This is a genomic window from Streptomyces sp. NPDC094032, assembly GCF_040303965.1.
Lineage (GTDB): Bacteria > Actinomycetota > Actinomycetes > Streptomycetales > Streptomycetaceae > Streptomyces.
Window position 1 is genome coordinate 339,478 of sequence record NZ_JBEOUE010000003.1, and the last position, 11,758, is coordinate 351,235.

Annotated in this window: 13 protein-coding genes and 1 tRNA gene; 11 read left to right on the forward strand and 3 right to left on the reverse strand. The window is 70.8% G+C overall.

Annotated elements, in window-relative coordinates:
• The first annotated feature begins 7 nt into the window (after positions 1–7).
• The 3 genes from ABTZ54_RS07910 to ABTZ54_RS07920 all read left to right on the forward strand — a co-directional run bounded on the left by ABTZ54_RS07910 (position 8) and on the right by ABTZ54_RS07920 (position 2,100).
• Positions 8–80: transfer RNA gene (locus ABTZ54_RS07910), tRNA-Ala, on the forward strand.
• 153 nt (positions 81–233) lie between these two features.
• Positions 234–1,481 (forward strand): MFS transporter, encoded by a 1,248-nt coding sequence (locus ABTZ54_RS07915; protein WP_351658452.1) that lies wholly within the window; start codon positions 234–236, stop codon positions 1,479–1,481.
• A 163-nt stretch (positions 1,482–1,644) separates the two neighbouring features.
• The gene (locus ABTZ54_RS07920; protein ID WP_351658454.1) at positions 1,645–2,100 is read left to right on the forward strand and encodes a DUF6344 domain-containing protein; all 456 of its coding nucleotides are present in this window, start codon (positions 1,645–1,647) and stop codon (positions 2,098–2,100) included.
• Positions 2,101–2,167: 67 nt separating this feature from the next.
• On the opposite strand, the gene ABTZ54_RS07925 is transcribed toward ABTZ54_RS07920, so the two are convergent.
• Positions 2,168–2,860 carry a DUF5324 family protein gene (locus ABTZ54_RS07925; protein WP_351658455.1) on the reverse strand — a complete coding sequence of 231 codons (693 nt, stop codon included), beginning with the start codon at positions 2,858–2,860 and terminating at the stop codon, positions 2,168–2,170.
• Between the two features lie 165 nt (positions 2,861–3,025).
• Here ABTZ54_RS07925 and ABTZ54_RS07930 point away from each other — a divergent pair, with 165 nt between their 5' ends.
• Both ABTZ54_RS07930 and ABTZ54_RS07935 read left to right on the forward strand, forming a co-directional pair.
• The gene (locus ABTZ54_RS07930) at positions 3,026–3,553 is read left to right on the forward strand and encodes a peptidylprolyl isomerase (protein ID WP_351658457.1); all 528 of its coding nucleotides are present in this window, start codon (positions 3,026–3,028) and stop codon (positions 3,551–3,553) included.
• 170 nt (positions 3,554–3,723) lie between these two features.
• A complete protein-coding gene (locus ABTZ54_RS07935; protein ID WP_351658459.1) occupies positions 3,724–4,590 on the forward strand; it encodes a rhomboid family intramembrane serine protease in 867 nt (288 codons plus the stop codon).
• Positions 4,591–4,883: 293 nt separating this feature from the next.
• Here ABTZ54_RS07935 and crgA read toward each other — a convergent pair whose 3' ends face one another.
• Positions 4,884–5,141: a cell division protein CrgA gene (gene crgA / locus ABTZ54_RS07940; RefSeq protein WP_046908700.1), complete on the reverse strand. Its 258-nt coding sequence runs from the start codon at positions 5,139–5,141 to the stop codon at positions 4,884–4,886.
• Positions 5,142–5,281: 140 nt separating this feature from the next.
• On the opposite strand from crgA, the gene ABTZ54_RS07945 reads away from it, so the two are divergent.
• From ABTZ54_RS07945 to ABTZ54_RS07970, 6 genes are all read left to right on the forward strand, one after another.
• Positions 5,282–6,049: a DUF881 domain-containing protein gene (locus ABTZ54_RS07945; protein ID WP_351658461.1), complete on the forward strand. Its 768-nt coding sequence runs from the start codon at positions 5,282–5,284 to the stop codon at positions 6,047–6,049.
• A 51-nt stretch (positions 6,050–6,100) separates the two neighbouring features.
• Positions 6,101–6,814, forward strand: coding sequence for a class E sortase (locus tag ABTZ54_RS07950; RefSeq protein WP_351658463.1), 714 nt, complete (start codon positions 6,101–6,103; stop codon positions 6,812–6,814).
• Between the two features lie 64 nt (positions 6,815–6,878).
• Entirely contained in the window at positions 6,879–7,040 is a 162-nt protein-coding gene (locus tag ABTZ54_RS07955) for a hypothetical protein (RefSeq protein WP_351658465.1), read from the forward strand.
• Positions 7,037–7,675: an aminodeoxychorismate/anthranilate synthase component II gene (locus ABTZ54_RS07960; RefSeq protein ID WP_351658467.1), complete on the forward strand. Its 639-nt coding sequence runs from the start codon at positions 7,037–7,039 to the stop codon at positions 7,673–7,675. The genes ABTZ54_RS07955 and ABTZ54_RS07960 overlap by 4 nt, the downstream gene beginning before the upstream one ends.
• Positions 7,672–8,871, forward strand: a complete 1,200-nt coding sequence (locus ABTZ54_RS07965) for a class E sortase (protein WP_351658469.1) — start codon at positions 7,672–7,674, stop codon at positions 8,869–8,871. Before ABTZ54_RS07960 ends, ABTZ54_RS07965 begins: the two co-directional genes overlap by 4 nt.
• A 40-nt stretch (positions 8,872–8,911) precedes the next feature.
• The gene (locus ABTZ54_RS07970) at positions 8,912–9,592 is read left to right on the forward strand and encodes a class E sortase (RefSeq protein ID WP_351658471.1); all 681 of its coding nucleotides are present in this window, start codon (positions 8,912–8,914) and stop codon (positions 9,590–9,592) included.
• A gap of 73 nt (positions 9,593–9,665) precedes the next feature.
• Here ABTZ54_RS07970 and pknB read toward each other — a convergent pair whose 3' ends face one another.
• A complete protein-coding gene (pknB, locus tag ABTZ54_RS07975) occupies positions 9,666–11,630 on the reverse strand; it encodes a Stk1 family PASTA domain-containing Ser/Thr kinase (protein WP_351658473.1) in 1,965 nt (654 codons plus the stop codon).
• Between the last annotated feature and the right edge of the window lie 128 nt (positions 11,631–11,758).

An 11,758-nucleotide genomic window follows, 5' to 3' on the forward strand; every position in this document is an offset into this window, starting at 1 on the left:
TCATTCCGGGGCCTTAGCTCAGTTGGTAGAGCGCTGTCTTTGCATGGCAGATGTCAGGGGTTCGACTCCCCTAGGCTCCACTCCGGAAGTCCTCTGGAAAACCCCTTCTGACCTGCGTGTACGTGGGCCGGGAGGGGTTTTCTCATGGGCTCCATCCGAGGGTCGATTGGCCCAGTGACGGCGAGGGTGAATGGACCAGGAACCGTGGGCCACCAGGTTCTAACGTCGTGTCCATGCCGAAGACCCCCAGGACCACCGCGCGCACCCACCGGGCACTGCTCCTCGCCCAGCTCAGCAACTCCGTCGGCGACGGCGCCTTCTATGTGACCTCGGCGCTCTACTTCTCCCTGGTCGTCGGCCTCTCCGCCGCCCAGATCGGCGCCGGGCTCGCGCTCGCCTGGGGCATCGGCTCGGTCGCCGGGGTGCCGCTCGGGCACCTCGCCGACCGGCGCGGGCCGCGCGGCACCTCCGTACTGCTCGCCCTGGCGACCTCGGGGGCCGTCGCCTCCTTCCTGCTCATCCGCTCCCTGGTGCCGTTCCTGATCGCCGCCGCGGTGTACGCCACGGCCCAGAGCGGGCTCGCCGCCGCCCGCCAGGCGCTGCTCGCCGGGCTCGTCGAGCCGGCCGAGCGGGTCGGGATGCTCGCCAGGGTCCAGGCCACCCTCAACGCCGGGCTCGCCGTCGGCGCCGCGCTCGGCGGTCTCGCCCTGCACGCCGGCACGCGCGGCGCGTACCTCGCCGTCTTCGCCCTCGACGCCGTGGGCTTCCTCGTCTGCGCCCTGGTGCTGCGCGGCCTCCCGCCGCTGCCGGGCACCGGGGCCGCGTCCGGCGGAACGGCGCGTCTCGTGGTGCTGCGGGACCGCCCGTACGCCCTGCTCACCCTGCTCAACGCGCTGCTGCTGCTCCGGCTGCCGCTGCTCAGCCTGGCCCTGCCGCTGTGGATCGTGGAGCGCACGACGGCGCCCGGCTGGACGGTCTCGGCGCTCTTCGTGCTCAACACCGGCGTGGTCATGCTCTTCCAGGTGCGCGCCGCGCGCTCGGTGACCGGACTGCCCGAGGCCACCCGGGCGGTGGGGCGCTCCAGCCTGGTGATGCTCGCCTCGTGCGCGGTGTTCGCGGTGACGGCGGCCGGATTCGGGCCCTGGCCGACGGTCGCGGTGCTCGTGCTGGGCGCCGTCCTCCAGGTGATCGCCGAGATGCGCCACTCCGCGGGCTCGTGGCAGATCGGGCTCGGGCTCGCGCCGGCCGACCGGATCGGGCAGTACCAGGGCTTCTACGGCACCGGCGTGCCGGTCGCCAGGACGCTCGGGCCGCTGCTCGTCACCACGCTCCTGATCGGCTGGGGCGTGGCCGGCTGGCTGGTCCTGGGCGGGATCTTCCTGGTCGCGGGCCTGGCGACGAAGCCGGCGGTGCGCTGGGCGGAGCGCTCCCGGGCGGCCGCGGAGCTCCTGGGCGCGGCGGAGCCGGCCGGCGCCCGCTGAGCCGGACGAGTGGTGTTCATCGGAAGAACTGCGCGGACGCGGCGTCGCTCCGGGGAATCCCGGCGCCCGTACACATCATGAGGAAGGTACGAAAAGCGCGCAATCCGAAATGAACCATCCGAGAAATCGGATACCACCCATAACGTCACGAAAGTGAGGGGTCATGGCCACTGCCAAGGTCAAGCAGTTCTGGACCGCCTTCATCTCCGTCCTCTTCGCCCTGCTCGCCTCCCTCGGCCTGGCGAGCCCCGCCACCGCCGCCCAGCAGCCCGCCCTCCAGCAGGGCGAGGAGCCGGCCGTCGCCGGTGGCGCCGCCGCGGCCTCCGCCGCGCGTCCCGCCGTCTCCGTACCGGCACAGCGGAGCCATCAGTGGCGTACGGCGCGGGGCAACGCGCTGCCGCCGACCATCAAGCAGCGGATCGGCGCCGAGGCGCACGGTTCCTCGCCCGCCGTCCGGCACCTCCGCGCGGACGCCACGGCCGGCACCGACCCGGCGGGCCGCCACGGCGGCTACGGCACCGACCGCACCGACCGCGCCGACGGTCTCGCCGACCTGACCGGCGCGGCGCTCAAGACGAAGGCCGCCGCGCAGGCCGCGCAGGCCGTCCCGGCCGCGTAGGGCGCGGCGGGATGTCCCGCGCGCACCCTCGCGTCCGTGCGTGTCCCGCACGGCGACAGGCCGGCGATCAGCGACGCTCCTCGTCGCGGTCCGTGGCCTCCGCGTCGGCCTCCTTGGCCGCCACCTCGGGATCGAGTGACGCACCGCCGTCGTCGACGGACGACAGCCCGGTCTCCTCGTCCACCTCGGTGGGAGCGGGCGGCTCGACCAGCCAGTCGGGGTTGGCCTGCTTGTCCCACCACCTCCAGGCGCAGAACGCGCCCACCGCCAGCACGCCGAGGACCGCGAGTCCCTTGGCGACGCGTCCGGCCCTGGCCCGACGCTCGTGCTGCTTCACGATCTTCTCGATGTCCCTCGGCGTCACCTGACCGCGCAGCGCGGCCCAGGCGGCAGTCGAACGCGACCCGGCCTCCTCGAGGACCGGAGTGGTCGCGGCGACCGCGTGCTCGACACGCGGCACGGTGTAGTCGGTCGCCTGACGGGCGGCCTTGCGGGTCACGGCCGCCGCACGATGCGCGGCCTCGTCGACCCGCGGCGGTACATGCGGTGCGACATGGCAGGCGTACTGCTGACGCGCCTGAGCGCGGGCCTGCGACGCGGCCTTGGAGACCTTCGGGCCCAGCTTGTCGCGCGCCTCCTGTGCGTACTGAACGGCCTGGTCTCTGGCCGTCTCCGCGTACGGCGCCACCACTTCCGCGGCGTGCAGCACGCTCTCCTTCGCCGAATCTGTCGCGGCGCGCACGCTGTCCATGCGGGTCACAGGATTCCTCCTCCTCGGTGGCGATGTCGGTTTTTCACCTTTCCATCCTTTTCGGAATCATGCCTGTCCGACCGCCGTCCGGCATGCGGGGCGGGCATCCGGGGCATGCGAGGATCGGACCCACGGGCGCGGACGCGCCGGTGCACAGGTGGAGGAAGGCGGATCGTGGCCGAGCAGCTGTACGCGACTCTGAAGACCAGCCAGGGTGACATCGAGATTCGGCTGCTGCCGTTCCACGCCCCGAAGACGGTCAGGAACTTCGTCGAACTCGCCCAGGGCGAGCGCGAGTGGACGGACCCGGCGACCGGCGCGGTCACCACGGCCCCGCTCTACGACGGCACGGTCTTCCACCGGGTGATCAAGGGCTTCATGATCCAGGGCGGCGACCCGCTGGGGAACGGCACCGGCGGACCGGGCTACGAGTTCGCCGACGAGTTCCACCCCGAGCTCTTCTTCGACAAGCCCTACCTGCTGGCGATGGCCAACGCGGGACCGGGCACCAACGGCTCGCAGTTCTTCATCACGGTCGGCGCGACGACCTGGCTCAACCGCAAGCACACGATCTTCGGCGAGGTCGTCGGCGCGGCGAGCAAGCAGGTCGTGGACGCCATCGCGACCGCCGAGACCAACCCGCGCACGGAGCGCCCGGTCGAGGACGTCGTCATCGAGACGGTCGTCGTCGAGAAGCGCTGACCGCGGCTCGTACGGCTGCCCGTACAGCTGCCCGCACATCTGCCCGTACCCCGTACGGGAACCTTGGCGCCCCGCCCGTCCGTCAGGAGGGCGGGGCGCTCTGTTGACGCTCGCGCCGCTCTCGCCCCGTCGCTTCAGCCCCAGTCGCCTCGTCCTCGGGAGGACGCCTCATGGACCCGCAGTCCGGTCTGCCGCGCTGCTACCGCCACCCGGACACCGAGACCGGGATCCGCTGCACCCGCTGCGAGAAGCCGATCTGCCCGCAGTGCATGGTCTCCGCGTCGGTCGGTTTCCAGTGCCCCGACTGTGTGCGCAACGGCTCCGGCACCGGTCACGCCCCCGACGCCAACCGGCCCAGGACGCTCGCCGGCGGCCGGGTGGCGACCGACGGGCGCTTCGTCACCAAGATCCTGATCGCGATCAACCTGGCGCTGTTCATCGCGGTCCAGGTGCTCGGCGACCGGTTCACGGACCAGCTGCTGATGATCGGCTACGCCTACAACCCGCTGCTCGGCGAGGTCGTCGGGGTCGCGGACGGCGAGTGGTACCGGCTGCTGACCTCGGCCTTCCTCCACCAGGAGATCCCGCACTTCCTCTTCAACATGATCGGCCTGTGGGTCATCGGCGGGATCGTGGAGCCGGAGCTCGGCCGCCTCCGCTACACGCTGCTCTGCCTGCTCTCGGGCCTCTCGGGCTCCGTGCTGGTCTATCTCGTCGACGCCCCGAACCAGGCCTCGCTCGGCGCCTCGGGCATCGTCTACGGCCTGATCGGCTCCTGGGTGGTGCTCGCCCGCCGGCGGCGCTACGACATGCGGCCGGTCTTCCTCTTCGTGGCCCTCTCGCTGCTGCTGACGTTCACCCGACCGGGGATCTCCTGGGAGGCCCATGTCGGCGGTCTCGTCGGCGGAGCGCTGGTGACGTACGCGATGGTGCACGCGCCGCGGGCCCGGCGGGAGCTGGTGCAGTACGGGATCTGCGGCCTGGTGCTGCTGATCGACCTGGGGCTCGTGCTCTACCGGACCGCTGCGCTCACCTGAGCGGAGCACCCTGTGGAGGAGCGGGGGACGGGGCTCGGACCGAGCTTTCCCCAGAGTTATCCACAATCCGTGGCCATCGCGTCGCGTTGGTCTGGACATGACTACGCCCCCCGCCTCTGAGCTGGTGCTTTTGCTCGGAGGCGGGGGGCGAGGAGTTCCCGGGCCGGTGTTCTCGCGGTCGTACCGGCGTCAACACCGTGGGAGTTATCCACAGATCTTCGTAAGTTATCCAGTGCTGTGCACAACGCTGTGGATAACCTCAGGGCAGAGCTTGACGAGTGGCGGGCGAGCCGCTACTTCCACTGCGTCGAGACGCCGAACCCCGCGGCGATGAAGCCGAAGCCGACCACGATGTTCCAGTTGTTGATGGACTTCACCGGCAGCGTGCCGTCGGTGACGTAGAAGACCACGATCCACACCAGACCGATGGCGAAGAGCGCCAGCATCACGGGCGCCACCCAGCTGCGGTTGGTCAGCTTGATGGAGGCGGCCTGCTTGGTGGCGGGCGGCGGCGTGTAGTCGGCCTTCTTGCGGATCCGTGACTTCGGCACGAGGGACTCTCCTGTCGATGCGCTGCGTGACCGCGCAGGGAACTGTGGCTGGCGCCGGGATGTGACGCAGGAGGACCACTGCGTCCCCCGGGCGTCCGTTAGCGTAGTGGTTCCGCGGCACCGAAGGGGATCAGGGTACGTTGAGCAATTCCGCCGACACTCCCGAAGGGCCGGGCCGAACCAGGAGGTGGCGCCCCGTCCGGGTGCTCACCGCTGCCGTTTTCGCCCTCGCCGGACTGATCTTCGTCACCAGCTTCAACACCGCCAAGGGCACCAATCTGCGCACCGACGCCTCCCTGCTCAGGCTCTCGGACCTGATCGAGGAGCGCAGCCACAAGAACGCGGGCCTCGACGAGACCACCGCCGCCCTGCGGCAGCAGGTCGACGCCCTCGCCGCCCGCGACGACGGCTCCACCAAGGCGCAGGACGCCCGGCTGCGCGCCCTGGAGGCCGGTGCGGGCACGGCGGCGACGTCCGGCGCCGGCGTCACGGTCACCCTCGACGACGCCCCGCCGAACGCCCAGGCCGCCCCCGGCTACCCGGAGCCGCAGGCCAACGACCTGGTCATCCACCAGCAGGACCTCCAGGCCGTCGTCAACGCGCTGTGGCAGGGCGGCGCCAAGGGCATCAAGGTCATGGACCAGCGGCTGATCTCCACCAGCGCCGTCCGCTGCGTCGGCAACACCCTGATCCTCCAGGGCCGTGTCTACTCGCCGCCCTACAAGATCACCGCCGTCGGTGACCGCTCCACGCTGAACAAGGCCCTCGTTGACTCCCCCGCCTTGCAGAACTACCAGCTGTACGTGAAGGCCTACGGGCTCGGCTGGAAAGTCGACGAGCACAAGGCGGTGACTCTGCCCGGCTACTCGGGCACAGTGGACCTCCACTACGCGAAGCCGGTGAACTGACCCGGTCAGCAGACCGGGGGGAGCCGGGGTGCCGTGACGGCGGGAACGAGGGTGCGGCCTGCCGCACGACCGGCCGGGGGACGGGCCCTGCACCTGGCCGTACGGAGCCTCAGCGAGCTGTGCGTCACCGTCGGCGCGCTCATCGTCCTCTTCGTCGTCTACGTCCTGTACTGGACCGGGGTGCAGGCCGGCAGCGCCACCGCCGGCCAGCTCGACACCCTCCAGCGGGAGTGGGTCGACCGCCCGGTCGCGGCGGCAGGCGCCCCCCGCGCGGCGGCGCCCCCGAAGCCGTACACCACGGGCAAGGGCTTCGCCGTCATGTACGTCCCCAGGCTCGGCAAGGACTGGGAGTGGCCCGTCCTGGAGGGCACCTCGACCGGCACCCTCAAGAAGGGCCTCGGCCACTACACCGGCACCGCCCGCCTCGGCGGCACCGGGAACTTCGCCGTCGCCGGACACCGGCGCACCTACGGCGACCCCTTCAAGGACTTCCCCCGGCTGCGCCCCGGCGACGCCGTCGTCCTCACCGACGGCACCACCTGGTACACGTACCGGATCGACCGCGAGCCGTACCGGACCGTGCCCACCGACATCGGCGTCATCGACCCCGTCCCCCGGAAGTCCGGCTTCGACGGCCCCGGCCGCTACCTCACCCTCACCACCTGCGACCCCGAGTGGGGCAGCAGCCACCGCCTGATCGCCTGGGCCCACCTCGACGCCACCCAGCCCGTGACCGACGGCCGTCCACAGGCTTTGGACAGCTGACCCCCCAGCGGGCCCGCGCCCCGTACTCTGGTCCCCGTAACGAACGGAAGGGGCGGCGGACGTCATGTACGGATGGATCTGGCGGCATCTGCCGGGCAACGCCTGGATCAGGGCACTGATCTCGGTCGTGCTCGTCCTCGGGGTCGTCTACGCCCTCTTCCAGTACGTGTTCCCCTGGGCGGAGCCGCTGCTTCCGTTCAACGATGTGACGGTGGACGGCCAGTGAGCGCGCGCATTCTCGTCGTCGACAACTACGACAGCTTCGTCTTCAACCTCGTCCAGTACCTCTACCAGCTCGGTGCCGAGTGCGAGGTGCGCCGCAACGACGAGGTCGAGCTGAGTCACGCCCAGGACGGCTTCGACGGCGTGCTCCTGTCGCCCGGGCCGGGCGCGCCCGAGCAGGCCGGTGTCTGCATCGACATGGTGCGCCACTGCGCCGCTACCGGGGTGCCCGTCTTCGGCGTCTGCCTGGGCATGCAGTCCATGGCCGTCGCCTACGGCGGGGTCGTGGACCGCGCGCCCGAGCTGCTGCACGGCAAGACCTCGCCCGTCAGCCACGAGGGCAAGGGCGTCTTCCAGGGGCTGCCCTCGCCGTTCACCGCGACCCGCTACCACTCGCTGGCCGCCGAGCCCGCGGCCCTGCCGGCCGAGCTGGAGGTCACCGCGCGCACCGAGGACGGCATCATCATGGGGCTGCGGCACCGCGAACTGCCGGTCGAGGGCGTGCAGTTCCACCCGGAGTCGGTGCTCACCGAGCACGGCCACCTGATGCTCGCCAACTGGCTGGAGCAGTGCGGCGACAAGGGGGCCGTCGCGCGGTCGGCGGGCCTCGCGCCGGTGGTGGGCAAGGCCGTCGCGTGACGACCGGGTCGCCGTGGTTCCGGGCGACGAACCGGCCGGAGGACGAGCCGGACCCCCAGCGGACCCCCGCCCCCGGACCCGTACCCCCGCCCGGCTACGGACCCGGACCCGTACCGCCCGCGTACGAGGCCGAGACGGCCGTCTACGCGGCGATACCGGCCCCCGGGACCTATGAGGCCACCCAGGGGCCCCAGACGCCTCAGAGAGCGCCTCAGGAGGCGTACGAGGCGGCTTACGCGGGGTCTTATGAGGCGGGCTACAACGCGCCGGCCTACGAAGCGCCGGACTACGACGAAGCACCTGCCTACGACGAAGCGCCGGCTTACGACGAGCCTGCGTACGACGAGCCGACGCCCCCGCGCCCCGTCGAGGAGGGCACCGCACCGCTGCCCGGGCCCGGCCGGGCCGAGCGGCGCCGTGCCGCCCGGCGCAAGGGGCGCGCCCCCGAGCCCGCCGCCGCCGCGCCGCAGCCCGCCGCCCCGCTCTCCCGGGTCGAGGCACGGCGGGCGGCCCGCGCCGCCAAGGACAGCGTCGGCGTCGTCCTCAGCCGGGCCGTCGGCGAACTCTTCATCACCTTCGGCGTCGTCATGCTGCTCTTCGTCACCTACCAGCTGTGGTGGACGAACGTCCGCGCCGGTCAGGAGACCGACCAGGCCAAGGCGCAGATCGAGAACTCCTGGTCGCAGGGCGCGAGCCAGCCCGAGGCCTTCGAGCCGGGGCAGGGCTTCGCCATCATGTACATCCCCAAGCTGGACGTGGTCGCCCCCATCGCCGAGGGCATCAGCAAGACCAAGGTCCTCGACAAGGGCATGGTCGGCCACTACGGCGAGGGCAAGCTGAAGACCGCCATGCCCGCCGACAAGCAGGGCAACTTCGCCGTCGCCGGACACCGCAACACCCACGGCGAGCCGTTCCGCTACATCAACCAGCTCAAGCCGGGCGACCCGATCGTCGTCGAGACGCAGGACGCGTACTACACGTATGCGATGGCGAGCATCCTCCCGCAGACCTCGCCGTCGAACGTCTCCGTCATCGACCCCGTGCCGAAGGGCTCCGGATTCACCAAGCCGGGCCGCTACATCACCCTGACCACCTGCACGCCCGAGTTCACGAGCACGTACCGCATGATCGTGTGGGGAAAGCTGGTCGACGAACGCCCGCGCAGCAAGGGGAAGCCGGCCGCGCTCGTAGGCTGAACCCCACGGAGACCCACCCACTTCTCGACGGGACGACCTAGTGGCAGCACGTGCGCGCAACCGGATCGCCGGTTTCATCAGCGTCTTCGGTGAGCTCCTCATCACCGCCGGCCTGGTGCTCGGTCTCTTCGTCGTCTACTCGCTGTGGTGGACCAACGTCCTCGCCGACCGCGCCGCCGACAAGGACGGCGACCAGGTCCGCGACCACTGGGCCGACAGCGGGCCCGGCGCCCTCGACACCAAGGACGGCATCGGCTTCCTGCACGTCCCGGCCATGGGCAACGGCGAGGTCCTCGTGAAGAAGGGCACCGACACCGAGGTCCTCAACAACGGCGTCGCCGGCTACTACACCGACCCGATCAAGTCGGCGCTGCCGCAGGACAAGCAGGGCAACTTCACCCTCGCCGCGCACCGCGACGGGCACGGGGCCAAGTTCCACAACATCCACAAGATGAAGAACGGCGACTCGATCGTCTTCGAGTCGAAGGACACCTGGTACGTCTACAAGGTCTACAAGACGCTCCCGGAGACCACGAAGTACAACGTGGACGTCCTCCAGCCCATCCCCAAGGAGTCCGGCAAGACCCGCCCCGGCCGCTACATCACCCTGACGACCTGCACCCCGATGTACACCTCGGACTACCGCTACATCGTCTGGGGCGAGCTGGAGCGCACCGAGAAGGTCGACGCGCAGCGCACCCCGCCGGCGGAGCTGCGCTGAACCGCTCCCGCGCGGAGAACGACGTAAGCCCCGGCATCCAGGATGGCGGGGCTTACTCATGCGGTGCGGGGTCCTAGCCGAACCAGCCGCCGCCGCCGTTGCCGTCCTTCTCCGTCTTCACGTTGACCGCCTGGTTCGGCTGGCCCTGCGTGCCGGGCTGCGGGTCCTGCTCCTTGATCTTGGCGTCGCCGCTCGCCGGGCCGTCGACGTTGCCCAGCGAGTAGCCGAGCGCCGTCAGCGTGGCCCTGGCCTGGTCGATCGTCATGCCGACGACCGACGGGATCGGCAGCGTCTGCTGCTGCGGGCCCTTGGACACCTTCAGGACGATCTGCACGTCCTTGGGCTGGTCCGTGTTGCCCTTCGGGCTCTGGTCGACGACCGTGCCCGCGGGCTGGTCGTTGTCCACGTCCTGGCGCGAGACGTTCGTGAAGCCGAGCACCTGGAGCTGCTGGACCGCGACGTCGTACGTGCGGCTCGTCACGTCCGGAAGCTGCGACTTCTGCTTCTTGGCCACGGTGATCGTGACCTTCGAGTTCTTCTCCGCCTGTGCGCCGCCCTCGGGGTCCTGCTTCAGGACCTTGCCCGGCTCCTCGTCGGACTCCTCGGTCTGCGTGACGACCTGGAAGCCCTTGCCGCGCAGCACCTCCTCGGCGCTCGCCTGCTGCTTCTCGACGACGTCCGGCACCTCGACCTTCGGCGCGCCCTCGGAGACCACGACGGAGATCGTCTCGTTGACGTTCATCTTCGCGGTGGGCGTGTACGCCGGAGTCTGGCTGCAGATCGCGCCCTTCGGCTGGTCGCAGCGCTCGGTGCCGGTCTGCGCGACCTTCACCTGCGAGTTCGGTGCGAGGCCTTCCGCTTCCTTCAGCGTCTTGCCGACGAACTGCGGGACCGGCACCTGCTGCGGGCCGTCCTTCTTGTCGAAGACCGAGACACCGATGAAGATCGCGCCCACCAGCACCAGGAGGCCCGCCAGGATCAGCAGGATCGTCGAGGTGTTGGACTTCTTCTGGCGGCGCCGGTCCGGGCGGTCGTCATAGCCGCCGTAGCCGTCGTCCGGGTTCATCGGCGGCAGCATCGTCGTCTGGCCCGCCGGGTCCGCCTGGCGCAGGGCCGTCGTCGGCTGGTCCTCCGGCGGATAGCCGCCGTAGCCCCCGCCGTACCCGACCGCGCCCATGGCGGCGGTCGCCGCGACCGGCTGGCCGTCGAGGCAGGCCTCGATGTCGGCCCGCATCTCGTCGGCGGACTGGTAGCGGTAGTCGGGGTCCTTGACCAGCGCCTTCAGGACGATGGCGTCCATCTCGGGCGTGATCTCGGGGTCGAAGACGCTCGGCGGCTGCGGCTCCTCCCGCACGTGCTGGTACGCGACGGCGACCGGCGAGTCGCCGATGAACGGCGGCCGGACCGTCAGCAGCTCGTACAGCAGGCAGCCGGTGGAGTACAGGTCGGAGCGGGCGTCGACCTGCTCGCCCTTGGCCTGCTCCGGGGAGAGGTACTGGGCCGTGCCGATCACCGCGGACGTCTGCGTCATCGTCATGCCCGAGTCGCCCATGGCGCGCGCGATGCCGAAGTCCATGACCTTGACCTGACCGGTACGGGTCAGCATCACGTTCGCCGGCTTGATGTCCCGGTGCACGATCCCGGCGCGGTGCGAGTACTCCAGCGCCTGGAGGATCCCGACGGTCATCTCCAGCGTGCGCTCGGGCAGCAGCTTGCGCCCGGAGTGCAGCAGCTCACGCAGGGTCGAGCCGTCCACGTACTCCATCACGATGTACGGGATGGAGACGCCGTCGACGTAGTCCTCGCCGGTGTCGTAGACCGCGACGATCGCCGGGTGGTTGAGCGAGGCGGCGGACTGGGCCTCCCGGCGGAACCGGGCCTGGAAGGACGGGTCACGGGCGAGGTCCGCCCGCAGCGTCTTCACGGCGACGGTGCGGCCGAGCCGGGTGTCGTGGGCGAGGTACACCTCGGCCATGCCACCACGGCCGAGCACCGAGCCCAGCTCGTACCGGCCGCCGAGGCGACGCGGCTCTTCCATAGCTTCTCCAGCCCTCTCCGTCTGTCCCGACCGCACCCGTGTGTGGTCCGGCGGTGTGTGCTGTTCGCGCATACGCTACCGGCCGCGAGGCGGCGCTTCGTCCGTCGGCCGCCACCTGATACCCGACC

What these genes read in the sequence shown, in the direction of transcription:
- ABTZ54_RS07915 (WP_351658452.1), top strand. Translation starts at nt 234, where the DNA reads ATGCCGAAGACCCCCAGGACCACCGCGCGCACCCACCGGGCACTGCTC.
- ABTZ54_RS07955 (WP_351658465.1), top strand. Translation starts at nt 6,879, where the DNA reads ATGTACGGATGGATCTGGCGGCATCTGCCGGGCAACGCCTGGATCAGG.
- ABTZ54_RS07920 (WP_351658454.1), top strand. Translation starts at nt 1,645, where the DNA reads ATGGCCACTGCCAAGGTCAAGCAGTTCTGGACCGCCTTCATCTCCGTC.
- pknB (WP_351658473.1), bottom strand. Translation starts at nt 11,630, where the DNA reads ATGGAAGAGCCGCGTCGCCTCGGCGGCCGGTACGAGCTGGGCTCGGTG.
- ABTZ54_RS07935 (WP_351658459.1), top strand. Translation starts at nt 3,724, where the DNA reads ATGGACCCGCAGTCCGGTCTGCCGCGCTGCTACCGCCACCCGGACACC.